This window comes from Delftia acidovorans NBRC 14950, from assembly GCF_001598795.1.
GTDB classification, from domain to species: domain Bacteria; phylum Pseudomonadota; class Gammaproteobacteria; order Burkholderiales; family Burkholderiaceae_C; genus Comamonas; species Comamonas acidovorans.
The window spans coordinates 348,140-375,043 of the sequence record NZ_BCZP01000003.1; the positions used below are offsets into that span (position 1 = coordinate 348,140).

Below are 26,904 nucleotides of genomic sequence, written 5' to 3' on the forward strand. Positions count from 1 at the left end.
GCCGTGCGATGTGCCGTGGCGGGCCGGTCAATCCAGCAGTGCAAGCGCGCTGGGCACGTCGGCAGGCGCTGCGGCCAGGTCCTCGAACTCGATCACGTTGTCGATCTCGGCGCCCATGGAGATGTTGGTCACGCGCTCCAGGATGACCTCGACGACGACCGGCGTGCGGTGCTCTGCCATCCAGGCCTCGGCCTGCTGCATGGCGGGCGCGAAGTCCTCGGGACGGTGCACGCGGATCGCCTTGCAGCCCAGGCCCTCGACCACCTTGACGTGGTCCACGCCGTAGCCCTTGGACTCTTCCTTGTCGTCGACATTGATGTTGTCGAAGGCCAGTTGCACGCAGTAGTCGATGGAGAAGGCGCGCTGCGCCTGGCGGATCAGGCCCAGGTAGCTGTTGTTGACCAGCACATGGATGTAGGGCAGCTTGAACTGCGCACCCACGGCCAGTTCCTCGATCATGAACTGGAAGTCATAGTCGCCCGACAGCGCCACGATCTTGCGGGCCGGGTCGGCCACGCGCACGCCCAGGGCGGCCGGCACGGTCCAGCCCAGCGGGCCGGCCTGGCCGCAGTTGATCCAGTTGCGCGGCTTGTAGACATGCAGGAACTGCGCGCCGGCAATCTGCGACAGGCCGATGGTGGAGACGTAGCAGGTGTCCTTGTCCAGGCTGCGGTTCATGCACTGGTAGACACGCTGCGGCTTCATGGGCACGTTGTCGAAATTGGTCTTGCGCAGGTACTCCACACTGTTCTTGCGGGCCTGGCATTCGGCCACCCAGCCGCTGCGGTCCTTCAGGCGGCCAGCCGCCTTCCACTCGCGCGCCACCTCCACGAAAAGCTGCAGCGCCGCGCCGGCATCCGAGACGATGCCGTAGTCGGGCGCGAACACGCGGCCGATCTGCGTGGGCTCGATGTCCACGTGCACGAACTTGCGGCCCTTGGTGTAGACCTCGACCGAGCCCGTGTGGCGGTTGGCCCAGCGGTTGCCAATGCCCAGCACGAAGTCGGAGGCCAGCATGGTGGCATTGCCGTAGCGGTGGCTGGTCTGCAGGCCGCACATGCCGGCCATCAGGCGGTGGTCGTCAGGGATGGTGCCCCAGCCCATCAGGGTGGGAATCACGGGCACGTCCAGCAGCTCGGCAAACTCCACCAGCAGCTCGGAGGCATCGGCATTTATCACGCCGCCGCCCGAGACCAGCAGCGGACGCTCGGACTCGTTGAGCATGGCGATGGCTTTTTCCACCTGCTTGCGCGTGGCAGCCGGCTTGTAGACAGGCAGGGGCTCGTAGGTATCGATGTCGAACTCGATCTCGGCCAGCTGCACGTCGATGGGCAGGTCGATCAGCACGGGGCCGGGACGGCCCGAGCGCATCAGGTGGAAGGCCTGCTGGAAGGCGCGCGGCACCTGGGCCGGCTCCAGCACCGTGGTGGCCCACTTGGTCACGGTCTTGGCGATGGAGGCAATGTCCACGGCCTGGAAATCTTCCTTGTGCAGACGCGAGCGCGGCGCCTGGCCGGTGATGCAGAGAATCGGAATCGAATCCGCGCTGGCCGAGTACAGGCCCGTGATCATGTCCGTGCCGGCCGGGCCGCTGGTGCCGATGCACACGCCGATGTTGCCGGCCACGGCGCGGGTGTAGCCCTCGGCCATGTGGCTTGCGCCTTCGACGTGGCGCGCCAGGATATGGCCGATGCCGCCATGGTCCTTGAGCGCTGCGTACAGCGGGTTGATGGCGGCACCGGGAACGCCGAATGCGACGGTCACGCCTTCTTTTTCCAGCACGCGGACTGCGGCTTCGATTGCTTTCATTTTTGCCATGGGAGGTCTCCTTCAAATTGGAGTCAACTCTAGGCAGACAGGCCGATTGGCGGAACGCCTGCGCAGACCATAAAATTTATTCCGTGCAGGAATAACTACCAATGAAAAAGGAGACAGCGCCATGGACAGACTCGATGCCATGCACATGTTCGTGCGCGTGGTGGAGACCAGCAGCTTCACCAAGGTCGCGCACGAATTCGCCACCACCCAGCCCACGGTCACCAAGCAGATCGCAGCCATGGAAGCGCGCCTGAAGGTGCGCCTGCTCAACCGCAACACGCGCGGCGTGAGCCTGACCGAAGCGGGCGCGCTGTACTACGAGAAGTGCAAGACCATCGTCAACGACGTGGCCGAGGCCGACAAGGTGGTCCAGGTGCGCCAGACCCAGGTGCAGGGCCAGCTGCGCATTGGCAGCTCGGTGGCCTTTGGCCGGCGCGTGCTGATACCGCTGGCGCTGGAATTCATGGCGCACAACCCCCAGGTGCAGGTCGACCTGAGCTTCGAGGACCGCTACACCGACCTGGTGGCCAACGGCATCGACGTGGCCCTGCGCCTGGGCAAGCTGGCCGACTCCAGCCTGGGCGCACGCACGCTGGGCGTGAACCCCTGGGTGCTGGTGGCCTCGCCCACCTACCTGCGCAAGCGCGGCACGCCGCGCCGCCCCTCCGACCTCAAGGAACATGCCACGCTGATCTACAGCAGCGTGCAGGGCAACGACATCTGGCGTCTGCGCAACGCCAGCGGAGAACCTGTCTCGGTGGCGGTCACGGGCCGGCTGCGCTCCAACAACCTCTCGGCCCTGCTGGCGGCCTCACGCTCGCACATGGGCATCGCCGCCCTGCCCCGCTACGTGGCCCACGACTCCCTGGAAGCCGGCCGCGTGGTCGAAGTCCTCAAGACCTGCCGCCTGCCCGAGCAGGAAATCCACGCCGTCTACCCCTCGCCGCGCCTGGTGCCACAGAAGGTGCAGTCCTTCATCGCCTTCCTGCAGGGGCGGTTCGATGCCGAATGGTGGGAGACGCTGCCGCGCGGGGCGTGAGTGCCTGAAACAGGCGAGCCTGAAACAAGTGGCCGGGCGCACGCCCCGGCCTCGAAAAACAAGCACCCGGCAGGAGCAAAAACCTAGAGAACCAGAATCGCCCGGAAGTCATTCACGTTGGTATGCGTAGGCCCGGTCACCACCAGATCCCCCAGCGCATCAAAGAACCCATACGCATCATTGCGATCCAGGTACTCGGCAATCCGCATGCCCTGGTCCTGTGCCCGCGCCAACGTATCCGGTGACACCCGCGCCCCCGCGTTGTCCTCCACGCCATCGATGCCATCGGTATCGGCCGCCAGCGCCCAGACCTTGTCCTGCCCCTGCAGGGCCTGGGCCAGGCCCATGCAGAACTCGCCCGCGCGGCCGCCGCGTCCCTTGGGCGTGCCGGCCGGGCGCTGCCGGATGGTGACCGTAGTCTCGCCGCCGGACAGGATCACGCAGGGCTTTGCAAACGGCTGGCCGTGGCGGGACACGGCGCGCGCCAGGGCGGCGTGGACCTTGGCGACTTCGCGCGATTCGCCCTCGATCTCGTCGGACAGCACATGGGTGCGCAGGCCTGCGGCCTCGGCCACGCGTGCGGCCGCCTCCAGCGAGTGCTGGGGCGTGGCGATCATGTGGACCTCGTGGCCGTCAAAGCGCGCGTCGCCGGGCTTGGGTGTTTCCAACTCGCCCGCCTCCAGCGCGCGGCGCACGGATTCAGGCACGTCGATGCGGTAGCGCGCGAGGATGGCCAGCGCGTCGGCGCAGCTGCTGGCATCGGGCACGGTGGGGCCGCTGGCGATGATGGAGGGATCGTCGCCCGGCACGTCGCTGATGGTCAGCGTGACCACGCGCGCGGGCGCGCAGGCCGCGCCCAGGCGCCCGCCCTTGATGCGCGACAGGTGCTTGCGCACGCAGTTCATCTCGCCGATGGCGGCGCCGCTTTCCAGCAGGGCGCGGTTGATGCGCTGCTTTTCCTCCAGGTCGATGCCTTCGGCCGGCAGGGTCAGCAGGGCCGAGCCGCCGCCCGAGATCAGGCACAGCACGAGGTCGTCCTCGGTCAGCCCTTCGGTCAGCGCGAGGATGCGTTCGGCGGCGGCCAGGCCTGCCGCATCGGGCACGGGGTGGGCGGCCTCGACCACTTCGATGCGCTGCGCCAGGCCTTCGGGGCGCGGCGGGATGTGGTGGTAGCGCGTGACCACGAGGCCGGACAGCGGCGCGTCCGCTGGCCACAGCGCCTCCAGCGCCTGGGCCATGGAGCCGCCGGCCTTGCCCGCGCCCAGCACCAGGGTGCGGCCCTTGGGAGGCTTTGGCAGGCATTGGGCCATGCTGTACAGGGGCTGCGCATCCTTGACCGCAGCGCGGTAGAGGTCGAGCAGAAAGGCTTGGGGATCGGTGAGGTGCAGGTCCGTGGTGCTGGTCATGGTGTGTTGTCTCCGCCGGGCATTATGGAATTTCCTGCACCGGCGGTGGCATGCGGTCAAGTCACAACTGATTCGCCCGGCCTCGTTCCTCGTGCCAACTCAACTCAATCCAGGGCCACCTTGGCATCCTTCACCAGCCTGGCGAAGCGGTCGGTGTCGTCGCGGATCTGGCGCGCCATCTGCTCGGGCGATCCGCCGATGGGCTCGGCGCCTATCTCCTCCATCTTCCTGCGGAACTGCGGCGACTCGATGATGCGGTTCATGTCCGCGCCCAGCCGCGCCAGTACCTCGCGCGGCGTGGCGGCCGGTGCCAGCACGCCGAACCAGGTGCCCATGTCGAAGCCCTTGAGGCCGGCTTCGTCCAGCGTGGGCACATCGGGCAGGGCCACCGAGCGCCGGGCCGTGGTCACGGCCAGCGCGCGCAGCTTGCCAGCCTTGATGTGGGGCAGCACAGGCGTGACGGTATCGAAGGACATGGCGATCTGCCCGCCCAGCAGATCCGTGGTCAGCGGCCCGCTGCCCTTGTAGGGCACGTGCAGCAGTTCCACGCCGCCCATGGACTCGAACTGCGCGCCGATCAGGTGCTGGCCCGTGCCCGCGCCGTTGGAGCCATAGGCCAGCTTGCCGGGGTGGGCCCGGGCCTGGGCCAGCAGCTCCTGCACGGTTTTGGCGGGCACCTGCGGATTGACCACCAGCACATTGGGGACCACGGCCACTACGGTGATGGGCGCCAGGTCCTTCTGGAAGTCATAGCCCAGCCTGCGGTAGACGCTGGTGGCAATGGTGTGGTGCACGGCGCCCATGAGCAGGGTGTAGCCGTCAGGTTTCGCCTTGGCCACATGGTCGGCGCCCAGGGTGGCGCCCGCGCCGGGGCGGTTTTCCACGACCACGGGCTGGCCCAGACTTTTGGACAGCTCCTGGCCCAGCGCACGTGCCAGCACATCGGTGGTGCCGCCTGCGGGAAACGGCACGATGAGGTTGACGGGGCGCGCCGGCCAGGCCTGGGCCCAGGCCGAAGACATGGCGGCTGGAATGGTGGCGGCGGCCAGCGCGCACGCGGCTGCAACCCTGGTGATGCGGTTCATGGCTTGTCTCCTGTCTGTTCTTTTGTGGGTTATCGGACCATGCAGCGCGCGCTCAGGCAGGCACGGGCTCGGCCTGGGCCTCGGCGGTCTGCGCGCGCAGCCGTGCGCAGACCGCGTCGGTGACCTGCCTCGTGGTGGCCTTGCCGCCCAGGTCGCGCGTGTGCAGCGCGGCATCGGCCGTCACCTGCTCCACGGCCTGCATCAGCCGCTGCGCGGCGCGGTGCTCGCCCAGGTGTTCCAGCAGCATCACGCAGCTCCAGAACGTGCCCACGGGGTTGGCCAGGCCCTGGCCCATGATGTCGAAGGCCGATCCGTGGATGGGCTCGAACATGCTGGGGTAGCGGCGCTCCGGATCGATGTTGCCCGTGGGCGCAATGCCCAGGCTGCCGGCCAGCGCGGCCGCCAGGTCGCTGAGGATGTCGGCATGCAGGTTGGTGGCGACCAGGGTGTCCAGCGAGGCCGGGCGGTTGACCATGCGCGCCGTGGCCGCGTCCACCAGCTCCTTGTCCCAGCGCACGTCGGGAAACTCGGCAGCCACCTGCACCGCGATCTCGTCCCACATCACCATGGCATGGCGCTGGGCGTTGGACTTGGTGATCACCGTCAGCAGCTTGCGCGGCCGCGACTGCGCCAGGCGGAAGGCAAAGCGCATGATGCGCTCCACGCCCGCGCGGGTCATCATGCTCACGTCGGTGGCCACCTCGATGGGATGGCCCTGGTGGGCGCGGCCGCCCACGCCCGCGTATTCGCCTTCGGAGTTCTCGCGCACGATGACCCAGTCCAGATCCTCTCGCGCGCAGCGCTTGAGCGGCGCATCGATGCCGGGCAGGATGCGCGTGGGCCGCACATTGGCGTACTGATCGAACCCCTGGCAGATCTTCAGGCGCAGGCCCCACAGCGTGACATGGTCGGGAATGTGCGGGTCGCCGGCCGAGCCGAACAGGATGGCGTCCTGGCCGCGCAGCGCGTCCAGCCCGTCGGCCGGCATCATCTCGCCGTGCGCGCGGTACCAGTCGCCGCCCCAGCCGAAACTGGTGAAGGCAAAGCCCAGGCCGGGCTGGGTTTCGGCCAGCGCCTGCAGCACCTCCTGCCCTGCGGGCACCACTTCCTTGCCGATGCCATCGCCGGGAATGCAGGCGATGCGGTATGTCTTTGTCATGAGGGCTCCTTGGATTGCGGTGGATGAAGCGCCATGCGGTTCCATGGCCTTGTCCGTGAATCTATCGATGGAACAACGCCGCGCGCGCCTCTAGAGTGATGGCATCGTTCACTTTGATTCAACAATGAGCACACCCGTCTCAGCGCCATCGGAGATGGCCTTCTTCTGCCTGCTGGCCCGCAGCGCCAGCCTGTCGGCCACGGCCCGCGAGCTGGGCATCACCACGCCGGCGGCCAGCAAGCGCCTGTCCCAGATGGAGGCGCGGCTGGGCGTGCAACTGGTCAGCCGCACGACGCGGCGCCTGGGCCTGACCGATGAGGGCCAGACCTACCTGGCCCATGCGCGGCGCATCCTGGACGACATTGCCGCCATGGATCAGGCCGTGGCCGGCATGCCCGGGCAGCCGCAGGGCCTGCTGCGCATCAATGCCACGCTGGGATTCGGGCGCAGCCATATCGCGCCGCTGATCGCCAGCTTCGTGCGCAGGCACCCGCAGATCCAGGTGCAGCTGCAGCTGTCGGCCTCGCCGCCGCCGTTGGTGGATGACAGCTTCGACCTGTGCATACGCTTTGGCGAACCGCCGGACGCGCGCATCATCGCGCGGCGCCTGGCGCCCAACCGGCGGCTGCTGTGCGCGTCTGCCGCCTACCTGGCACGGCGCGGCACGCCAGCCACCCCGCGCGAGCTGATGCAGCACGACTGCATCGACATCCGCCAGGGCGACGACGCCCACGGCGTCTGGCGCTTCACCCACAACGGCCCCGGCCGCAAGACCGAAGCCATCCGCCTGCGCGACAGCCTGAGCACCAACGATGGCGAGATCGCCGTGGGCTGGGCCCTGGCCGGCCTGGGCATCGTCATGCGCGCCGAATGGGATGTCGCCCGCTACCTGCGCAGCGGCCGCCTGGTGCAGGTGCTGGCCGACCATGCCACGGCGCCGGCCGACATCCATGTGGTCTATCCGCAGCGGCATGCGGCAACCCAGCGCGTGCAGCGCTTTGTGGAGCACCTGGCACGGCACTTCGATACGGCCGCGCCCGGTTTCTGAAAAGGGATGCCGTATGCGGGGAAACGCCAATAAGCAGTAGACAGAAACTGTATACAACTCTTGTGACCAGCCGCTATGATGGCTGAATGGAGACTTCCACCACCAGTTTCATTGTCGAGAGCCTGACCCGGGCCATCGTCGAACACCGTCTTCTGCCCGGCACCAAGCTGGCCGAGCAGAAATTGGCAGACCATTTCGGCGTCTCGCGCACCCTGGTGCGCCAGGCGCTGTTCCAGCTGTCGCAAAACCGCCTGATCCGGCTCGAACCCGCGCGCGGGGCCTTCGTGGCCACGCCCTCGGTGGACGAGGCGCGCCAGGTCTTCGCCGTGCGCCGCATGCTCGAAGCCGAGATGGTGCGCGCCTTCATCGCCCAGAGCACGCCGGCCAAGATCCGCGCGCTGCGGCAGCATGTGGCGGCCGAGAAAAAGGCCATGGACGGCAACGACGTCGGCCAGCGCACCGAGCTGCTGGGCGACTTCCACGTGCGCATGGCCGAACTCATGGGCAACGAGGTGCTGGCCCAGCTGCTGGGCGAGCTGATCTCGCGCTGCGCGCTGATCACGCTGATGTACCAGTCCAGCACGGCCGCCGAGCATTCCCATGACGAGCATGCCGAAATCGTCACGGCCCTGGCCGGCGGCGACGCCGACCACGCCGTGCAGCTCATGCAGCAGCACCTGGACCACGTGGAAGCCGGCCTGACCTTCGACCGCGACATGCCGACCAGCGATCTTTCGATGGCCCTTTCCTCCGTATCCGCATGACCTACGACGCCACTGCCCCCTATCCCCGCGACCTGATCGGCTACGGTCGCACGCCCCCCCACGCCCGCTGGCCCGGCCAGGCCCGCGTGGCCGTGCAGTTCGTCCTCAACTATGAAGAGGGCGGCGAGAACTGCGTGCTGCACGGCGATGCCGCCAGCGAGCAGTTCCTGTCCGAAATGTTCAACCCGGCCGCCTACCCCGAGCGCCACATGAGCATGGAAGGCATCTATGAATACGGCTCGCGCGCAGGCGTCTGGCGCATCCTGCGCGAGTTCGAGAAGCGCGGCCTGCCGCTGACCGTGTTCGGCGTGGCCACGGCCCTGCAAAAGCACCGCGAGCTGGCCCAGGCCTTCGATGAGCTGGGCCATGAAGTGGCCTGCCACGGCCTCAAGTGGATCCACTACCAGGGCGTGCCCGCCGAGGTGGAACGCGAGCACATGCAGCAGTGCATGGAGATCTTCGGCGAGCTGTACGGCCACGATGGCGACCACGGCCTGGGCTGGTACACGGGCCGCGACAGCCCCAACACCCACCGCATGGTGGCCGACGACGGCCGCTTCGCCTACGACAGCGACTACTACGGCGACGACCTGCCCTTCTGGATGAAGGTCGGCAAGAGCGACGGCAGCACCCACAGCCAGCTCATCGTGCCCTACACGCTGGACTGCAACGACATGCGCTTCGCCCTGCCCCAGGGCTACTCGCACGCCGACCCGTTCTTCCAATACCTGAAGGACACGTTCGACGCCCTCTACGCCGAGGGCGATCCGGCCGGCGATGACGCCCCCAAGATGATGAGCATTGGCATGCACTGCCGCCTGCTGGGCCGCCCCGGCCGCATCACGGCACTGCAGCGCTTTCTGGACCACATCCAGCGGCACGACAAGGTCTGGGTCTGCCGCCGCATCGACCTCGCGCGCCACTGGGCGCACCACCATCCCGACAAGGAATAACGCAGCATGGCTCTGACGCTGGAACAACTCAACGCCGCCGACCTGGCCACCGCCGCCAGTCTGCTCGACGGCCTCTACGAACACTCGCCCTGGATTGCCGAGGCCGCGCTGGCCCAGCGCCCCTTCCGCTCGCTGGCCCAGATCAAGTACGCCATGGCCCAGGTGCTGGACAAGGCGCCGGTGCAGGCCAAGCTCGACCTGATCCGCGCCCACCCGGAGCTGGCCGGCAAGGCCATGGAGACCAATACGCTCACGGCCGAATCCACCAACGAGCAGAACAAGGCCGGCCTGACGCGCTGCACGCCCGAGGAGCTGGAGCACATCCGCAAGCTCAATGCCGAGTACGGCAAGCGCTTCGGCTTTCCCTTCATCCTGGCCGTGCGCGGTCCGCGCGGCGCGGGCCTGGCCAAGGCCGAGATCATCGAGACCTTCGAGCGCCGCCTGCACAACCATCCCGACTTCGAGCTGGGCGAGGCGCTGCGCAACATCCACCGCATTGCCGAGATCCGCCTGAACGACAAGTTCGGCTACACGCCCGAGCTGGGCAACGATGTCTGGGACTGGCAGGAAAAGCTGGCCCAGCACAGCGACCCCGGCTATGCCGAAAAGGGCCAGCTCACCGTCACCTACCTGACCGATGCCCACCGCGCCTGCGCCCAGCGCATCAGCCACTGGATGCGCGACTGCGGCTTCGACGAGGTCGAGATCGACGCCGTGGGCAACGTCGTGGGCCGCTACAAGGCGGCCACCGACGATGCCAGGACTCTGCTGACCGGCAGCCACTACGACACCGTGCGCAACGGCGGCAAGTACGACGGCCGCCTGGGCATCTTCGTGCCCATGGCCTGCGTGCGCGAGCTGCACCGCCAGGGCAAGCGCCTGCCGTTTCACATCGAGGTCGTGGGCTTCTCGGAAGAGGAGGGCCAGCGCTACAAGGCCACCTTCCTGGGCTCGGGCGCACTGATCGGCGACTTCAAGCAGGAATGGCTGGAGCAAAAGGATGCCGACGGCATCACCCTGCGCGAGGCCATGCAGCACGCCGGCCTGTGCATTGACGACATTCCGAAGCTGCAGCGCGATCCGGCCCGCTACCTGGGCTTCATCGAAGTGCACATCGAACAGGGCCCGGTGCTCAACGAGCTGGATATCCCGCTGGGCATCGTCACCTCCATCAACGGCAGCGCGCGCTACATCTGCGAGATGATCGGCATGGCCAGCCACGCCGGCACCACGCCCATGGACCGCCGCCGCGATGCCGCCTGCGGCGTGGCCGAGTTGGCGCTGTACATCGAAAAGCGCGCCGCGCGCGACGGCACCTCGGTGGCCACCATGGGCCAGCTCAATGTGCCCAGCGGCTCGGTCAACGTGGTTCCCGGCCGCTGCCAGTTCAGCCTGGACCTGCGCGCGCCCACCAACGAGCAGCGCGACGCCATGGTGGCCGACATCCTGGCCGAGATCGAGGCCATCGCCCAGCGCCGTGGCCTGCGCTACAGCACCGAGCTGGCCATGAAGGCCGCCGCCGCTCCCAGCGCCCCCGAATGGCAGCAGCGCTGGGAAGCCGCCGTGGACGCCCTGGGCGTGCCCCTGTACCGCATGCCCAGCGGCGCCGGCCACGACGCCATGAAGCTGCACGAAATCATGCCCCAGGCCATGCTGTTCGTGCGCGGCCTGAACGCCGGCATCAGCCACAACCCGCTGGAAAGCTCCACCGCCGACGACATGCAACTGTCCGTCGATGCCTTCTCCCACGTACTGAACCAGCTGGCCCAAGAGCAGCAATGACCGACATGAACCAAGACAAGCAAGCCACCTACGCCGCCCTGGACGCCTGGATCGACCAGCATTTCGATGAAGAGGTGCAATTCCTGCAGGCCCTGGTCCAGGTTCCGACCGACACCCCGCCCGGCAACAACGCCCCCCACGCCGAGCGCACGGCCGAGCTGCTCAAGACCCTGGGCTACGAGGCCGAGAAGCACACCGTGCCCGAGGCCGAGGTCAAGGCCTACGGCATGGAATCCATCACCAACCTGATCGTGCGCCGCCCCTATGGCAGCGCAGGTGACGCCGGCGGCGGCCTGACCATTGCGCTGAACGCCCACGGCGACGTGGTGCCGCCCGGTGAAGGCTGGACCCAGGACCCCTATGGCGCCGCCATCGAGGACGGCAAGCTCTACGGCCGCGCCGCCGCCGTGAGCAAGAGCGACTTCGCCACCTTCACCTACGCCGTGCGTGCGCTCGAAGCCGTGGCCCGGCCCTCCAAGGGCGCGGTGGAACTGCACTTCACCTATGACGAGGAATTCGGCGGCATCCTGGGCCCCGGCTGGCTGCTGGCCAACAACCTCACCCAACCCGACCTGATGGTCGCGGCCGGCTTCAGCTACGAAGTCGTCACCGCCCACAACGGCTGCCTGCAGATGGAAGTGACCGTGCAGGGCAAGATGGCCCACGCCGCCGTGCCCCACACGGGCGTGGACGCGCTGCAGGCCGCCGTGGTGCTGATGAATGCGCTGTACGCCGAGAACACCAAGTACCAGCAGGTGACCTCCAAGGTGCCGGGCATCAAGCACCCCTACCTGAACATCGGCCGCATCGAAGGCGGCACCAACACCAACGTGGTGCCCGGCAAGGTCGTGCTCAAGATCGACCGCCGCATGATCCCCGAGGAGAACCCGGCCGAGGTCGAGGCCAGCATCCGCGCCGTCATCGCCCAGGCCATTGCCGACTTCAACGCCAAGGGCGGCTACACGGGCGAGGATGCCGTGCGCGTGGACATCAAGCGCCTGCTGCTGGCCAATGCCATGACGCCGCTGGCGGGCAACAAGCCCCTGGTGGACGCCATCCAGGCCCATGGCGAAGCCGTGTTCGGCGAAAAGCCCCCGGCCGTGGGCACGCCGCTGTACACCGACGTGCGCCTGTACGTGGAGCGCGGCATTCCCGGCGTGATCTACGGCGCCGGCCCGCGCACCGTGCTGGAGTCCCATGCCAAGCGCGCCGACGAGCGCCTGGTGCTGGAGGACCTGCGCCGCGCCACCAAGGTCATCGCGCGCATGCTGTGCGACCTGACGGCCTGACCGCCTGACCGCCTGACGGCCCGCATCAAGGCACGACACCCAAGCCCGGCGCCGCCGGGCTTTTTTGCGCCCGGGCACCGCATCGGGGTGCATGCACCGCCGCAGCCCATGCCGTGCTCCAGAGCCGCGCACGAACCGCGCCCAAGCCGCGCCAAGCCGCGCGGTAGCGGCCGCCAGGCACCAGCACGGTGCCTGGTGCTTGCCAGGCGGCTGGCATCCATCTTGCAATGCACCATGGCACTCCCGCCCTGGCAGGCGTTGCGCACCAAAACGGGTTGGCGCGACTGCCGCAACAGGGTTTACCGGGAGCAGAAACTTCCCATGATCTGTATACACTTTTTGTATGGATGTTGGCGCCGAACCCTGCCACGCCGGCGTCCGTTCCCATAAATCCCGAGGAGACAAATCCCCATGCAATCTTCCGTTCATCCCGTCGATGAGATGCTGCCCGCAGGCAAGCTCACGGCGCTGGGCCTGCAGCACGTTCTCGTGATGTATGCGGGCGCCGTGGCCGTGCCCCTGATCGTCGGCCGCGCACTCAACCTGCCGCCCGAGCAGGTGGCCCACCTGATCTCGGCCGACCTGTTTTGCTGCGGCCTGATCACGCTGATCCAGGCCATGGGCGCCACCCAGTGGTTCGGCATCAAGCTGCCCGTGATGATGGGCGTGACCTTCGCCAGCGTGGCGCCCATGGTGTCCATGGCGCAGAGCACGGGCGGCTCGGCGGGGGCGGGGCTGATCTTCGGCTCGGTGATCGGGGCGGGGATCGTGTCCATCCTCATCGCCCCGCTGATCAGCCGCATGCTGCGCTTTTTCCCGCCCGTGGTGACCGGCACCATCATTGCCGTCATCGGCATCAGCCTGATGCGCGTGGGCGTGAACTGGATCTTCGGCAACCCCGTCGGCCCCACCGCTCCCAGCGTGCCCAACCCCGAGCACCTGAAATGGCTGGCCGACGCCCAGGCCACGGCCGGCGCGCCGGGCTCCTCGCTGCCGCCCGTGCCCAAGGGTTTCGCGGTCGTGCCCACCATTCCCAACCCCAAGTACGGCGACCTGACCGGCGTGGGCATCTCGGCCATCGTGCTGCTGTCCATCCTGCTGATCGCGCGCTTTGCCAAGGGCTTCCTGGCCAACGTCTCGGTGCTCATGGGCATCCTGATCGGCGGCGTGCTGTCCGTGGCCATGGGCCTGATGGACTTCAGCAAGGTCGCCAAGGCCGAATGGTTCACGATGGTGCTGCCCTTCGAGATCGCCACGCCGGTGTTCGACCCCATCCTCATCCTCACCATGAGTCTGGTGATGGTGGTGGTGATGATCGAGTCCACCGGCATGTTCCTGGCCCTGGGCGACATGACCGATCGCAAGATCAGCCAGGACGAGCTGACACGCGGCCTGCGCACCGACGGCCTGGGCACGCTGATCGGCGGCATCTTCAACACCTTCCCCTACACCAGCTTCTCGCAGAACGTGGGCCTGGTCGCCGTCACCGGCGTCAAGAGCCGCTGGGTCTGCGTGGCCGGCGGCGTGATCCTGATCGTGCTGGGCGTGCTGCCCAAGATGGGCGCCCTGGTCGAGTCCCTGCCCACCGTGGTGCTGGGCGGCGCGGGCCTGGTGATGTTCGGCATGGTGGCCTCCACCGGCATCCGCATCCTGAGCAACGTGGATTTCCAGACCAATCGCAACAACGCCATGATCGTCGCCGTGTCCATCGGCGTGGGCATGATTCCGCTGGTGGCGCCGAATTTCCGCCAATGGATGCCCCACGGCATTCATCCGTTGATCGAATCCGGTATCCTGCTGGCCTCGATTACCGCGGTGGCATTGAACATTTTCTTCAACGGAGCCAGCAGCGATACCTCTGCTGCCGTCCGGGCCGCACGCCAGGCAGACGCCCACTGATGAAACAGTGCCCGCCCTGGCGGGCACGCCCAACAATCGCCCGGCCTACCCGCCGGGCTGTGCGCCCCCTGCCGTCCATAGGCGCCAGGGGGCTTGTTGTCGAAATCCCTGAGGCAAAACTGTCCTGACCCTCATAGGCTGTAGCTATCCGGTAAGCTCCGAGAGCATTTGCAGAGAATTCCTGTATGACCCAAAACCTGTCCAACGCCGAACAAGCCCTGCGCGACGCAGCCCGCGAATACCATCGCAGCCCCAACAAGGGCAAGATCTCCGTCACGCCCACCAAGCCCTTGTCCAACCAGCGCGACCTGTCGCTGGCCTATTCGCCCGGCGTGGCCTATCCCTGCCTGGACATCCAGGCCGACCCCTCGCTGGCCGCCGAATACACGGCGCGCGGCAACCTGGTCGGCGTCATCACCAACGGCACTGCCGTGCTGGGCCTGGGTGACATCGGCCCGCTGGCCGGCAAGCCGGTGATGGAAGGCAAGGGCTGCCTGTTCAAGAAGTTCGCCGGCGTCGACGTGTTCGACATCGAACTGGCCGAGCGCGATCCGGACAAGCTGATCGACATCATTGCCTCGCTCGAACCCACGCTGGGCGGCATCAACCTCGAGGACATCAAGGCGCCCGAGTGCTTCTACATCGAGCAGGAGCTGTCCAAGCGCATGAACATCCCCGTGTTCCATGACGACCAGCACGGCACGGCCATCATCTCCAGCGCCGCCCTGCTCAACGGGCTGGAGCTGGTGGACAAGCAGATCGGCAGCGTCAAGATCGCCGTCTCCGGCGCCGGCGCCGCTGCCATCGCCTGCGTGAACGTGATGGTGGGCCTGGGCGTCAAGCGCGAAAACGTCTTCATGTGCGACTCCAAGGGCGTGATCTACGAAGGCCGCCCCGGTGGCCTGGACGCCTCCAAGGCCCAGTACGCGCAAAAGACGGACGCCCGCACCCTGGCCGACGCCGTCAAGGACGCCGACGTCTTCCTGGGCTGCTCGGCTCCCGGCGTGCTCACTGCCGACATGGTCAAGACCATGGCCGACAAGCCCATCATCCTGGCCCTGGCCAACCCCGAACCCGAGATCCGCCCCGAGCTGGCCAAGGCCGTGCGCCCGGACTGCATCATGGCCACGGGCCGCTCGGACTACCCCAACCAGGTCAACAACGTCCTGTGCTTCCCCTACATCTTCCGTGGCGCGCTGGACTGCGGCGCCACCAAGATCACCGAAGCCATGAAGCTGGCCTGCGTGCGCGAAATCGCCGCACTGGCCAAGCAGGACGTCAGCGATGAAGTCGCCGCCGCCTACCAGGGCAAGGAGCTGAAGTTCGGCCCCGACTACCTGATCCCCACGCCCTTCGACACCCGCCTGATCCTGCGCATCGCGCCGGCCGTGGCCAAGGCTGCCGAAGAGTCCGGCGTCGCCACCCGCCCCATCGCCGACTACGACGCCTACCGCGAGAGCCTGACCCGCTTCGTCTACCAGACCAGCATGTTCATGCGTCCGGTGTTCGCCGCTGCCAAGGCCAACCAGCAGCGCGTGGCCTATGCCGAAGGCGAAGACGAGCGCGTGCTGCGCGCCGCCCAGGTCGCCGTCGATGACGGCCTGGCCAAGCCCATCCTGATCGGCCGCCCCGCCGTGATCGAGGCCCGCATCGCCAAGGCCGGCCTGCGCCTGGTGCTGGGCAAGGACGTGGAGATCTGCAACCCCGAGGACGATCCGCGCTTCCGCCAGTACTGGGAAACCTACCACCGCCTGATGGGCCGCAACGGCGTCACGCCCGAGACCGCCAAGGCCGCCGTGCGCCGCTCCAACACGCTGATCGCCGCGCTCATGGTCCACCTGGGCGATGCCGACGCCATGCTCTGCGGCCTGGTCGGCAAGTTCGACAGCCACCTGGCCCATGTGCGCGACGTGCTCGGCCTCAAGCAAGGCGCCGGCGAGTTCGCCACCGTCAACGCCGTGATGCTGGACAGCGGCACGCTGTTCATCGCCGACACTTACATCAACGAGGCGCCCAACGCCACCGAGCTGGCCGACATCGCCCGCCTGGCGGCCGAGGAAGTGGCCCGCTTCGGCCTGCCGCCCAAGGTGGCCTTCCTGTCGCACAGCAACTACGGCTCGTCCAGCCGCCCCTCGGCGCTGAAGATGCGCGCCGCGCGCGACCTGTTCGCCGCTGCCAACCCCGACGTGGAATGCGATGGCGAAATGCACGGCGACTCCGCCCTGTCCGAAGCCATCCGCGACCGCGCCCTGCTCGAGTCCTCGCTGCACGGCGAGGCCAACGTGCTCATCTGCCCCAACCTCGACGCCGCGAACATCCTGTTCAACGTGCTCAAGACCACGGGCGGCCACGGCACGACCATCGGCCCCATCCTGCTGGGCGGCGCCGCGGCAGCACACGTGCTGACGCCCTCCGCCACCGTGCGCCGCGTGGTCAACATGACGGCCCTGGCCGCAGCCCAGGCCATCGCTGCCCGCGGCTGATCCGCGCCGCACCCAAAAAAGGCGCCCCTTCACAGGGGCGCCTTTTTTACGCCCCCGGCCCCGGCAGGAGCGGCGCAACCCCGGCTAGAATACGCAGCTTCGGAGACTTGGGTGAGCGGTTTAAACCAGCAGTCTTGAAAACTGCCGACGGGCAACCGTCCGTGAGTTCGAATCTCACAGTCTCCGCCAGATTCAGATGATCAGAAACAAAGCGCCTGCCCAGGCGCTTTTTTCTTGTCCATCGCGCGCCAGGCAGGTTCAACCAGCGCCCTGCCCCCGGCTGCAGCCACGCAGCCCGCCGTGAGCCTGCAGGCAACGGCCTCCACACATTCTTCACACAGTCTTTACATTGGATTAACCAAGCAGACATAAGCTGCCGGGCTTCTAGCGCTCGCGTAAGCCAAGAGTCCGTAGCCAACGCTGAAGCACCGTTCGACCGTCTCCCTGGGAATTTCCCTTGTGCCAGCGCGCTTCTCTCCGCTGCCGGCCTCTGTCATGACCTCTCCTGTTTCCTCTCAAGCAGCGAGCACGATCACGCGAAGCGCTCCGCTCACCCTGGCCGCTCCGTCGCTTTCACTCGCCCTCAAGATCGCTATCGGCCTGCTGGTCTTTGCCGTGGCCTGGTTGCTGCAGATCGACAGCTCCAGCCTCACGGCACCCAAGGACAATCTCGAACAGCTGACCTGGGTGCACAGTCTGGAATGGGGCTACTACAAGCACCCGCCCCTGCCGACCTGGCTGCTTTCGGTGCCGGTTCATCTGTTCGGGCTGTCTGCGCGCACCAGCTACGCCACCGGCGCGCTTTTCACGCTGGCGGGCCTGTTCCTTTTCTGGAAGCTGCTGAATGACTTGCGCGGCAGCGGCTACGCCACGCTGGCCCTGTTGGCGGCCATGTGCATCACCTACTACAACGAGCGGATGCACTTCTTCAACCATGAAGTGGTGCTGATGCCCTTCTTCGCGGCCAGCGCCCTGCTGGTGTGGCGTGCGGTGGGCAGCAGGCAGCTGCGCTGGTGGGCCGCCCTGGGCTGCTGCCTGGGGCTGGGCGCACTGGCCAAGTACCAGATGATCCTGGCCGCCGTGGCGGTATTCCTGTTCTGGCTGGCGTCAGGCGCCTGGCGCGAGCGGGTCCACATGATAGGCCTGGTGCTGGCGGCGGCCATCTCGCTGGCCATCATCTCGCCGCACCTGTACTGGCTTTTCCTGAACGACTTCGGCCCCATCCGCTATGCCACCGAATCCTCGCTGGGCGCCAGCCTGGGCGGTGGCGCAAGACTGCTCAATACGGTGCACTGGCTGGCCGACCAGCTGCTCAACCGTGCATTGCTCGCCTGGGTGCTGCTGGGACTGGTGATGGCCCTGCACCGCCGCAGCCGCCTTGCGCCGCAGGACACACCGCAGCGTCCCGGGACAGCCGATGCATCGCGCGCGCTGATCCTGTGCTTTGGCCTCACGCCCATCGTGCTGACCTGCGCCATCGGCATCTTTGCGGGCTCGTCGCTGCAGCTGCACTGGGGCACGCCCTTTCTGCTGCTGGCCGTTCCCGTCGCCATGGAGCTGGCCGGTGCCAGGCTGCACCCGTCGCGCATATCGATCACCACCGCCATCAAGTGCTTCGTGGCGCTTCAACTGGCCTTGCTGCTCGTGGCCCAGATGACCTCGGCGCGCAGTGAACTGCGGCTTAACAGCCGGCACTGGAGAAACTTCGATTCAAGGGCCTTGAGCCAGGCGCTTGCCGAACCCGCGCGCGAAGCGCTGGGCGGCGATATCCGCGTGATCGCAGGCCCCACGGCCGAGGCCAAGGCCCTGGCCCTGAAGCTGCGCGAAAAGCCCCTGGTGCTGATCGATGGGCGCATGGACATCAGCCCCTGGATTTCCCAGCACATGGTGGATGCCTGCGGGATGCTGCACCTGCAGCTGGCGGCATCTCAGCCGCCCGGCCATCAGCCGGTGGGAGAAGGATTTCCATCCCTCTTCTGGCGTGTTACCCCGCCGGAGGAAGATGCGGGCAGCTGCATCCCAAGCTGAACAGGGTGATGGCTGGGCCGGGCACTAGCGAACCAGCACGTGCCGCACATCGATGGCAAAGCCGCTCAAACCCTTGCCCGGGGTTTCGCCGTCTTCGACGTCCACATCGAACAACTGCCAGTGCGCTTGCCTGCCTTGCGGCAAAGGCAGACAGGAGATCTGCGGCCCCATGTCGATCATGGCTGCGATGTTGTTGACCGCCTGCACCTGCGCCGCGCGCACCAGAGGCATCAGCAGTTCGTCGGCAATGCCCAACGCGCGCAGGCGGCCCAGCGCCTGCTGCGCATCGCTGAGCAACGGGCCTTCGTTGACGTTCAGATCTCCTTGGTGCAGTTGCTCCAGCCAGCGGCTGTCGCCGGCGGCCGCCACCTCGCTGCACAACCCGTGAACCAGTGCCGCCATAGCCACGGCGGGCTCTCCGCGGCTTTCGCTCAGAGCCCATAGCACGGGCTCGGTCATACCAAGCGATTCGTAATAAGGGAACAGCCCGTGCAGCTCGGGATGCTGTTCGAGCAGGTACTCGCTGTAGGACTTTTTGGGCATGGGCGTGCAGTGTGTTTTCAGATCAGGGCTTGGGGATTTTCTGAGCAGATGGCGATATCTGGCTCATTGGCTCCGTGCTTTTTCTTGCGCCGGAGGAAGACAGCAGAATCCGGGTCATATTTGCGGGCAGCCTGCCTTCGGGGCTGAAGAGGCTTTCGCGCCCTGAGGACCTGGCGGCCAAATCGCTCCTTGCATCCTCAACCCAGGGCAGGCGCTCGCAGATACCCCATCAGCACCTGCACGATGCCATCCTCCAGGGCCTGGGGGGTGAACATGACCGGCGGATCGATGACGGCGGCATGCACCAGGGACTCCATGGTCTGCAGCAGCATCCAGGTGGCCAGGTCCAGATCGCGGTGGGCGAGCTGACTGCGGTGCAGCTCCAGGAGCTGGCGCACCTGGCGGAAGATGCCGCCGTCGGCCGCGCTTTGCTCGCGCGGCGCGTCGAAGAAGGGGAACTCCTTTTCCAGCACCCGGTGCAGATCGGGCTCGACCCGGTGCGCCGCCAGCAGCGCGCGGACCATGGCCTGCACATGGCCTTGCAGGCCCTGCGGCCGCTCTGCCGCAAGCACGGCGGCAATGGCCGCGTACATCTGCGCGGCGTGACGCTCGTGCAAGGCCGTGATCAGCGAGTCCTTGTTGGGAAAGTACTGGTAGAGCGAACCCACGCTCACACCTGCGCGCTCGGCCACCAGATTGGTGTTGGTGGCGGCGTAGCCGCGTTCTGCAAGAACGCGAGCCGCGGCCTCCAGAATGGCCTCGACCGTGGCAAGGGAACGCGCCTGCCGTGGCTGCTTGCGGGGCTGGGGCGGCTGCCGCTGCGCCGCCTGCGAATGCGAGTTTTCAATGCGAGCCATGGCTCATATTCTCCTGGACATGTGATCTGAGTTTTTACTCGTATTTGAAAGGGAATGCACATGTCTTCCGGAATTTCGCCATCCGCGGCCGCGTCGCCGCCGGTGAACGCATTCGCGCGGCTGCTGCCGCTGACGCTGGCGGTCTTCGTCAGCTTTCTCTGCCTGGGCATGCCCATGCCCGTGCTGCCCCTGCACCTGAGCCAGACCCTGGGACTGGGCACGCTGGGCGTGGGCACGGTGATGGGCTGCCAGTTCGCGGCGGCCCTGCTGTCGCGGGCCTGGGCCGGCTCTCTGGCCGACACGCGCGGCGCCAGGCGTGCCGTGGTGCTGGGTATGTTGCTGGCCGCCGCTTCGGGCGTGGCCTACCTGATGTCCCGCGCCTTCGAGGGCGGACAGGCCGCAGTCTGGGTGCTGGCCGCCGGCCGCGTGATGCTGGGCTGCGCCGAGAGCCTGATCATCACCGGCGCCCTGAGCTGGGGCATGGGAATGATCGGCCCGCAACATGCCGGCAAGGTGATGGCCTGGGTGGGCATTGCCATGTACGGCGCCTATGCGGCGGGCGCGCCGGCCGGCGTGGCAGTGCAGGCGGCCTGGGGCTTCTCGGGCATTGCCGTGGCCACCATCGTGCTGCCGCTGGCCGCCCTGGTCATGGTCTGGGGCCTGCGCGCCACGCCGGCTGCGGCCCAGCGCCGCACACCGTTCTACAAGGTGCTGGGCACGGTGTGGCTGCCCGGCCTGGGGCTGGCCCTGTCCAGCGCGGGCTTTGGCGTGATCACCACTTTTGCGGCGCTGCTGTTCGCGTCGCGCGGGTGGGGCGCGGCCTCGCTGGCCTTCACGGCCTTCGGCCTGGCCTTCATCGGGGCGCGTTTGTTCTTCGGCCATCTGCCTGACAAGCTGGGTGGCGTGCGGGTGGCGCTGGCCAGCATTCCGCTGGAGGCGGCGGGCCTGCTGCTGATTTGGGGCGGCGGCGATGCGGCCTGGGCCTATGCGGGAGCCGCACTCACCGGCTTCGGCTATTCGCTGGCCTTCCCGGCCTTCGGCGTGGAGGCCGTCCGCCGTGCGCCACCCCAGGCGCGCGGTGCGGCCATGGGCGCCTATGTGGCCTTCTTCGACCTGTCCATGGGATTGACGGCCCCCGCCGCCGGGCTGCTGGCCAGTGTCACGGGCGTCGGAGACGTGTATTTCGCCGCCGCCGTGAGCGTGGCCCTGTCCATTGCCGTGGCCCTGCTGCTGCGCGTGAACGCAGCCCGGGGAGCCTCCCATGGCTGAGCCGCTTCACACCCCCGCCGGCACGCAGCGCGCCCTGGGCACCGTGGTGAACGTGCAGTCCATCACCCCGCGCATGCGCCGCATCACGCTGGGCGGCGAGCAGATTGCCGCCTTCTCGCGAGCGCCCGCAGCGGATGCGCCCGCTGCCTGGGTCAAGCTGTTCCTGCCGTCCGGCGAAGGCCGGGCCTATACGCTGCGCAGCGTGGACCGCCAGGCCGGCACGCTGGACATTGACCTGGTGCTGCATGGCGATGCATTCAATGCCAAGCATGAGAACAACACCTCCGCTGGCGGCGACGGCCCTGCCTCCCGCTGGGCCGCCCAGGCCCGCGTGGGCGAGCAGGTGGCCATTGCCGGCCCGCGCAGTGGCGGCTTCGCTCCACCGGCCGACACCGATTGGATGATGCTGGCAGGCGATGCATCGGCCCTTCCGGCCATGCAGTCCATCGCCGCGAGACTGCCGGCCTCCGCCCGGGTCAAGGCCTATGTGGAAATCGTCGACGACGGCGAATGCCAACCCATGGACAGCGCCGCCAACTGGCGCACCGAGTGGATCACCGCTGCGCCAGGCCAGCCCGGCCAGCCCGGCCAGAGGCTGTGCCAGCGGCTCATGTACCGGCCGCTGCCGCTGGGCATCGGCTATCTGTGGATGGCCGGCGAGTCCGGCGCCATGCGCACGTTGAAGATGCACTTCCTGGACCGTGGCATCGCCCGCACCCAGCTGAGCACCAAGGGCTACTGGAAATCCGGCGAGGCGGACCACAAGGATCGCTAGAGCCGCTAGGGCTGCGCACGCAGCTTTCTCCCCCCATCAACAGCGCCACATCCCCCGGGTAACCACCCGGACGCGGGATGCAGGCGCTCACTAGAATCAAAAAATGAACTTTGACATCAACATTCAAATTCAATGAAAACCAATGGCTGCCAGACGGCGCCTCCCTCGGCCTCCGAACTGCATGCGGCGTATGCAGCCGGCACGCTGACGCCCATGCAAGCCACGGAGCACTGCCTGCGGGTGGCCTGCGCAAGCCAGTCCGTGTTCACGCGCATCACGGCGGACCGCGCGCTCGAAGAGGCCCGGCAGTCCACGGAGCGCTGGCGCGCGGGCCGGCCGCTGGGGCCGCTGGACGGCATCCCCATCAGCTGGAAGGACTTGTTCGACGTGCGCGGCACGCCGACCACGGCGGCCTCGGCCCTGCTGCAGTCGGCCGCGCCAGCCCGGGCCGACGCCACCGTGGTAGCGCGTGCCGCAGCGGCCGGCATGGTCTGCCTGGGCAAGACCAATCTCAGTGAGTTCGCCTACTCGGGCCTGGGGCTCAATCCCTGCTTCGGCACGCCGGTGTTTGCACATGAGGGAGGCCACGACCGGGCGCCCGGAGGCTCGTCCAGCGGCGCTGCGCTGGCCGTGGCCCTGGGGTGCGGGCCGCTGGCCATGGGCACGGACACGGCGGGGTCCGTGCGCATTCCCGCCGCCTTCAACGGGCTGGCGGGCTATCGCGCCAGCAGGGGGCGCTATTGCCTGCAGGGCGTGTTTGCGCTGGCGCCGTCCCTGGACACCCTGGGGCCGCTGGCCCTGAGCGTGGCCGACTGCATGGCGCTGGACCGCGTGCTGCGCGGGCTGACCGACGACGGCCATGCCAACGCATCCCCTGCCGCGGACCTGCGCAATCAGGTGTTCTGCACGGACCTCAGCCTGCTGGATGACGACCGCGTGCAAGCTCCCGTGCGCAACAACCTCCTGTCCTCCCTGGCCTTGCTGGAGACCCGGGGTGCCCGCGTGGAGCGCCGCACGCTGCGCAGCCTGCGCGCCGTACGGACGCTGACCCGGCGCCATGGCTGGCTGGGTGCCCATGAAGCCTTTGCCACCCACCGCGCACGCCTGGACGATGCCGATCAGGCCGCACGCATGGACCCGCGCGTGCGCCAGCGCCTGGAGGCGGCCAGGAATCTGAGTCCTGACAGCTACCGGACATTGATCGCCCAGCGCGCACCACTGATGGCCTTGTTCGCGCAGGAGCTGGGCGATGCCACCCTGGTGCTGCCCACCACGGGCCACACCGCACCCCTGCTGCTGCCGCTGCTGGACGACGACAGGCTGTTTGCCGAAACCAACCTCGCCACGCTGCGGCTGACCATGCCCGGCAGCTACCTGGACACGCCGGCCGTGGCCCTGCCCAGCGGCGTGCAGCGCATTCCCGGCCTGGACGGCAGGCCTGCGTTTCTGCCCACGGGCCTGCAGCTCATGCGCCCCCGGGGCGATGACGACCGGCTGCTGCGCATTGCGCTGAGCGTCGAACAGGTTCTTTCCCCCTCCACCGTTCCCATTGATAGGAGTGCATGACATGAGCAAGGAAATCCAGATCACGTTTGGCGTGGACGTCGATGCCGTCGGCGGCTGGCTCGGTTCGTATGGCGGGGAGGACTCGCCCGACGACATCTCGCGCGGAATGTTCGCGGGCGAGGTCGGCTCGCTGCGGCTGCTCAAGCTGTTCCACAAATACGGCCTGAAGACCACCTGGTTCATTCCGGGCCACTCCGCCGAAACCTTTCCCGAGCAGATGAAGGCCGTGGTGGACGCGGGCCACGAAATCGGCATCCACGGCTACAGCCATGAGAACCCGATTGCCATGACGCCCGAGCAGGAAGAGGCCGTGCTGGACCGCAGCATCGAAGTCATCACGCGGCTGGCCGGCCGCGCGCCCACGGGCTACGTCGCTCCGTGGTGGGAATTCAGCCCGGTCACCAACGAGCTGCTGCTCAAGAAAGGCATCAAGTACGACCACAGCCTGATGCACAACGACTTCCACCCGTACTACGTGCGCGTGGGCGACCAGTGGACGCGCATCGACTACAGCAAGCATCCAGACACCTGGATGAAACCCCTTGTGCGCGGCAAGGAGACACGGCTGGTCGAGATCCCCGCCAACTGGTATCTGGACGACCTGCCGCCCATGATGTTCATCAAGAAGTCGCCCAACAGCCACGGTTTCGTCAACCCGCGCGACATAGAGCAGATGTGGCGCGACCAGTTCGACTGGGTCTACCGCGAGCACGACTACGCGGTCTTCCCCATCACCATCCACCCCGATGTCTCCGGCCGCCCCCAGGTGCTGCTGATGCTGGAACGCCTGATCGAGCATTTCCAGTCGCATGAGGGCGTGCGCTTCATGACGTGCGACCAGATCGCCGACGACTTCCTGCGCCGCCAGCCGCGTTGATGCCGCATCCCACCTCAGCGAGGACACCATGAATACCTCCGCCATTGCCTCCGACGCCCCAGGCGCCGGCCATCCGGCCCCGGCCGGGATCGATGCCCCCTGGACCGCGCCCACCGTGACGCGCAGACAGGTCAGCTACGCCACCTGGGTCTGCTTTTTCGCCTGGGTGTTCGCCGTCTACGACTTCATCCTCTTCGGCACCCTGCTGCCGCAGCTGGGCGAGCACTTCCAGTGGAGCGCCGAGCAGCAGGCGCGCCTGAACACCTGGGTGACGCTGGGCACGGTGATCGTGGCCTTCGGCATCGGCCCCATCGCCGACCGGCTGGGCCGGCGCAAGGGCATCATCATCGCCGTGGCGGGCGCCGCGCTGTGCTCGGGACTGACAGCGCTGGCCGGCTGGGTGATCGGCCTGTCGGCGGGCCTGGGCTTCGTGCTGCTGATCGTGGTGCGCTCGCTGGCGGGCCTGGGCTATGCCGAGCAAAGCATCAACGCCACCTACCTGAGCGAGCTGTTCTCCCTGGTCTATACCGACCCGGCCTCGCTGCGGCGGCGTGGCTTCATCTACTCGCTGGTGCAGGGCGGCTGGCCCGTGGGCGCCGTGCTCACCGCCGTGCTGGTGGCCCTGCTGTATCCGCTGGGCGAGCGCTGGTTCGGCCAGGGCGGCGGCTGGGCGCTGTCCTTCGTGTTCGCCATGTTCCCGGCCCTGGTGATCGCCGTGCTGGGCCGCCGGCTGGTAGAGACGCCCCAGTTCCTGACCGCGCGGCGCGTGGCCGATCTGCGCCGCGCCGGGCGCGAGGCAGAGGCCATGCGCCTGGCTCAGGAGCATGGCGCCAGCCCACAGCAGGAGCAGCACACCGGCCTGTCGGCCATGTTCCGCGGTGCCTCGCTGCGGCCCACGCTGTCGCTGGCCCTGGGCTTTTTCCTGAACTGGTTCGCCATCGTGATCTTCGCGGTGCTGGGCACCTCGGTGCTGGGCGGCGCCGGCGGCACGCCGGGCAAGGGCGTGGATTTCTCCAGTGCGCTGCAGGTGCTCATCATCTCCAATCTCGCGGGCTTTCTGGGCTATGTCTTCCATGGCTGGCTCGGTGACCGCATAGGCCGGCGCAACGCCGTGGCCATCGGCTGGATGCTGGGTGGCCTGGCCTTCGCGCTCATGCTGAACGCGCCCTCGGGCGACTTCTGGCGCATCGTGCCGCTGTACTCGCTGGGGCTGTTCTTCCTGATCGGCCCCTATGCAGCCGCCCTGTTCCTGATCGGCGAGAGCTTTCCCAGCCACATCCGTGCCACGGCCAGCTCCTTCGTCAACGCCATGGGCCAGGTGGGCGCCATCGCGGCAGGCTTTGGCGTGACCTGGACGCTTTCGCAGGGGGCGGACTGGGTGCAGGCGGCGCTGTACTGGGGCGCCATTCCCTGCGCGGCCTCGGGCCTGCTGATGTTTCTGGCGCCCCATGTCGATCCCGAGACCGTGAAGTGAGGCCGACATGAACCCGGACACCCCCAGCAACAAGGTGGCCCTCGTCACGGGCGCCGCCAGCGGCATCGGCCAGGCGCTGGCCGTGGCCTATGCGCAGGCAGGCATTGCCGTGGCCGGCAGCTACTACCCCCGGGATCCGCACGATCCCGGCCAGACCCTGGAACTCGTCGAACGCGCGGGCGGGCGGTGCGTCATGGAGGCGGTCGATGTGGGCGATGCCGAACAGGTCGAGCACCTGGCCCGGGTCGCCGTGGACCGCTTCGGCCGGCTGGACTTCGCCGTCGCCAATGCGGGTTTGCTGCGCCAGGCGGCCCTGGTCGAGATGAGCGATGCGCAGTGGCTGGAGGTCATCAACATCGACCTGGGCGGCGTGATGCGCACCTTCCGGGCCAGTGCGCGCCACATGGCTGCAGGCGGGGCCATGGTGGCTGTCTCCTCCATTGCAGGCGGCGTCTACGGCTGGGAGCAGCATGCCCACTATGCGGCCGCCAAGGCAGGCGTGCCCGGGCTGTGTCGTTCCGTGGCCATGGAGCTGGCACCGCGCGGCATACGCTGCAATGCCGTGATCCCCGGCCTGATCGAGACGCCGCAATCGCTGGACCCGGTCAACTCGCTGGGGCCGGATGGCCTGGCGCTGGCGGCCAGGGGCATCCCGCTGGGACGCGTGGGGCAGGCCCGCGAAATCGCCGCCCTGATCCGCTTCCTGACCAGCGACGAGGCTTCCTACATCACCGGCCAATCCATCATTGCCGACGGCGGCCTGACCGTGCGCTGGCCCAGTTGAGGACAT

21 protein-coding genes and 1 tRNA gene are annotated in these 26,904 nt (G+C 67.6%); 16 read left to right on the forward strand and 6 right to left on the reverse strand.

Features of this window, described 5'->3' with window-relative positions:
* Positions 1–27: 27 nt before the first annotated feature.
* Positions 28–1,818 carry a glyoxylate carboligase gene (gene gcl / locus DA1_RS05980; RefSeq protein WP_034391107.1) on the reverse strand — a complete coding sequence of 597 codons (1,791 nt, stop codon included), beginning with the start codon at positions 1,816–1,818 and terminating at the stop codon, positions 28–30.
* Between the two features lie 121 nt (positions 1,819–1,939).
* Between gcl and DA1_RS05985 the strand changes: the two genes are divergently transcribed.
* The gene (locus DA1_RS05985) at positions 1,940–2,857 is read left to right on the forward strand and encodes a LysR family transcriptional regulator (RefSeq protein WP_012204039.1); all 918 of its coding nucleotides are present in this window, start codon (positions 1,940–1,942) and stop codon (positions 2,855–2,857) included.
* 83 nt (positions 2,858–2,940) lie between these two features.
* Here the strand turns inward: DA1_RS05985 and DA1_RS05990 are convergent, their stop codons facing one another.
* The 3 genes from DA1_RS05990 to DA1_RS06000 form a co-directional block, all read right to left on the reverse strand.
* A complete protein-coding gene (locus tag DA1_RS05990) occupies positions 2,941–4,263 on the reverse strand; it encodes a glycerate kinase type-2 family protein (RefSeq protein WP_034391105.1) in 1,323 nt (440 codons plus the stop codon).
* Positions 4,264–4,367: 104 nt separating this feature from the next.
* Positions 4,368–5,348 (reverse strand): tripartite tricarboxylate transporter substrate binding protein, encoded by a 981-nt coding sequence (locus tag DA1_RS05995; protein ID WP_034391103.1) that lies wholly within the window; start codon positions 5,346–5,348, stop codon positions 4,368–4,370.
* Between the two features lie 52 nt (positions 5,349–5,400).
* Complete coding sequence (locus tag DA1_RS06000) at positions 5,401–6,507, reverse strand: tartrate dehydrogenase (protein ID WP_034391100.1); 1,107 nt, start codon at positions 6,505–6,507, stop codon at positions 5,401–5,403.
* Positions 6,508–6,631: 124 nt separating this feature from the next.
* Here DA1_RS06000 and DA1_RS06005 point away from each other — a divergent pair, with 124 nt between their 5' ends.
* The 9 genes from DA1_RS06005 (at position 6,632) to DA1_RS06045 (ending at position 18,753) form a co-directional block, all read left to right on the forward strand.
* Positions 6,632–7,555 (forward strand): LysR family transcriptional regulator, encoded by a 924-nt coding sequence (locus tag DA1_RS06005; RefSeq protein ID WP_034391097.1) that lies wholly within the window; start codon positions 6,632–6,634, stop codon positions 7,553–7,555.
* Between the two features lie 86 nt (positions 7,556–7,641).
* A complete protein-coding gene (locus DA1_RS06010; RefSeq protein WP_012204034.1) occupies positions 7,642–8,319 on the forward strand; it encodes a GntR family transcriptional regulator in 678 nt (225 codons plus the stop codon).
* Positions 8,316–9,272: an allantoinase PuuE gene (puuE, locus tag DA1_RS06015; RefSeq protein ID WP_034391096.1), complete on the forward strand. Its 957-nt coding sequence runs from the start codon at positions 8,316–8,318 to the stop codon at positions 9,270–9,272. Before DA1_RS06010 ends, puuE begins: the two co-directional genes overlap by 4 nt.
* A 6-nt stretch (positions 9,273–9,278) precedes the next feature.
* Complete coding sequence (gene uraD / locus DA1_RS06020; protein WP_034391094.1) at positions 9,279–11,054, forward strand: 2-oxo-4-hydroxy-4-carboxy-5-ureidoimidazoline decarboxylase; 1,776 nt, start codon at positions 9,279–9,281, stop codon at positions 11,052–11,054.
* Positions 11,051–12,343: a M20 family metallopeptidase gene (locus tag DA1_RS06025; protein ID WP_034391090.1), complete on the forward strand. Its 1,293-nt coding sequence runs from the start codon at positions 11,051–11,053 to the stop codon at positions 12,341–12,343. Before uraD ends, DA1_RS06025 begins: the two co-directional genes overlap by 4 nt.
* 411 nt (positions 12,344–12,754) lie before the next feature.
* Positions 12,755–14,242 carry a nucleobase:cation symporter-2 family protein gene (locus DA1_RS06030; protein WP_013803717.1) on the forward strand — a complete coding sequence of 496 codons (1,488 nt, stop codon included), beginning with the start codon at positions 12,755–12,757 and terminating at the stop codon, positions 14,240–14,242.
* A 185-nt stretch (positions 14,243–14,427) separates the two neighbouring features.
* Positions 14,428–16,725 (forward strand): NADP-dependent malic enzyme, encoded by a 2,298-nt coding sequence (locus DA1_RS06035; RefSeq protein WP_034391088.1) that lies wholly within the window; start codon positions 14,428–14,430, stop codon positions 16,723–16,725.
* Between the two features lie 101 nt (positions 16,726–16,826).
* A tRNA-Ser gene (locus DA1_RS06040) sits at positions 16,827–16,914 on the forward strand.
* A 306-nt stretch (positions 16,915–17,220) separates the two neighbouring features.
* Positions 17,221–18,753 carry a glycosyltransferase family 39 protein gene (locus tag DA1_RS06045; protein ID WP_332840455.1) on the forward strand — a complete coding sequence of 511 codons (1,533 nt, stop codon included), beginning with the start codon at positions 17,221–17,223 and terminating at the stop codon, positions 18,751–18,753.
* 24 nt (positions 18,754–18,777) lie between these two features.
* Here DA1_RS06045 and DA1_RS06050 read toward each other — a convergent pair whose 3' ends face one another.
* Together DA1_RS06050 and DA1_RS06055 are read right to left on the reverse strand one after the other, a co-directional pair.
* The gene (locus DA1_RS06050; protein ID WP_034391087.1) at positions 18,778–19,296 is read right to left on the reverse strand and encodes a hypothetical protein; all 519 of its coding nucleotides are present in this window, start codon (positions 19,294–19,296) and stop codon (positions 18,778–18,780) included.
* A gap of 197 nt (positions 19,297–19,493) precedes the next feature.
* Positions 19,494–20,153 (reverse strand): TetR/AcrR family transcriptional regulator, encoded by a 660-nt coding sequence (locus DA1_RS06055; RefSeq protein WP_016449798.1) that lies wholly within the window; start codon positions 20,151–20,153, stop codon positions 19,494–19,496.
* 60 nt (positions 20,154–20,213) lie between these two features.
* Here DA1_RS06055 and DA1_RS06060 point away from each other — a divergent pair, with 60 nt between their 5' ends.
* From DA1_RS06060 to DA1_RS06085, 6 genes are all read left to right on the forward strand, one after another.
* On the forward strand, positions 20,214–21,422 hold the full coding sequence (locus DA1_RS06060) for an arabinose transporter (protein WP_034398272.1): 1,209 nt from the start codon (positions 20,214–20,216) through the stop codon (positions 21,420–21,422).
* Positions 21,415–22,197, forward strand: a complete 783-nt coding sequence (locus DA1_RS06065) for a siderophore-interacting protein (protein WP_034391085.1) — start codon at positions 21,415–21,417, stop codon at positions 22,195–22,197. Before DA1_RS06060 ends, DA1_RS06065 begins: the two co-directional genes overlap by 8 nt.
* Positions 22,198–22,329: 132 nt before the next feature.
* Positions 22,330–23,763 carry an amidase gene (locus tag DA1_RS06070; RefSeq protein ID WP_034391083.1) on the forward strand — a complete coding sequence of 478 codons (1,434 nt, stop codon included), beginning with the start codon at positions 22,330–22,332 and terminating at the stop codon, positions 23,761–23,763.
* 1 nt (position 23,764) lies between these two features.
* Positions 23,765–24,640 carry a polysaccharide deacetylase family protein gene (locus tag DA1_RS06075; protein WP_013803733.1) on the forward strand — a complete coding sequence of 292 codons (876 nt, stop codon included), beginning with the start codon at positions 23,765–23,767 and terminating at the stop codon, positions 24,638–24,640.
* A gap of 28 nt (positions 24,641–24,668) precedes the next feature.
* The gene (locus DA1_RS06080; protein ID WP_034391080.1) at positions 24,669–26,114 is read left to right on the forward strand and encodes an MFS transporter; all 1,446 of its coding nucleotides are present in this window, start codon (positions 24,669–24,671) and stop codon (positions 26,112–26,114) included.
* A gap of 7 nt (positions 26,115–26,121) precedes the next feature.
* Positions 26,122–26,898: an SDR family NAD(P)-dependent oxidoreductase gene (locus DA1_RS06085; RefSeq protein WP_034391078.1), complete on the forward strand. Its 777-nt coding sequence runs from the start codon at positions 26,122–26,124 to the stop codon at positions 26,896–26,898.
* Positions 26,899–26,904 lie beyond the last annotated feature (6 nt).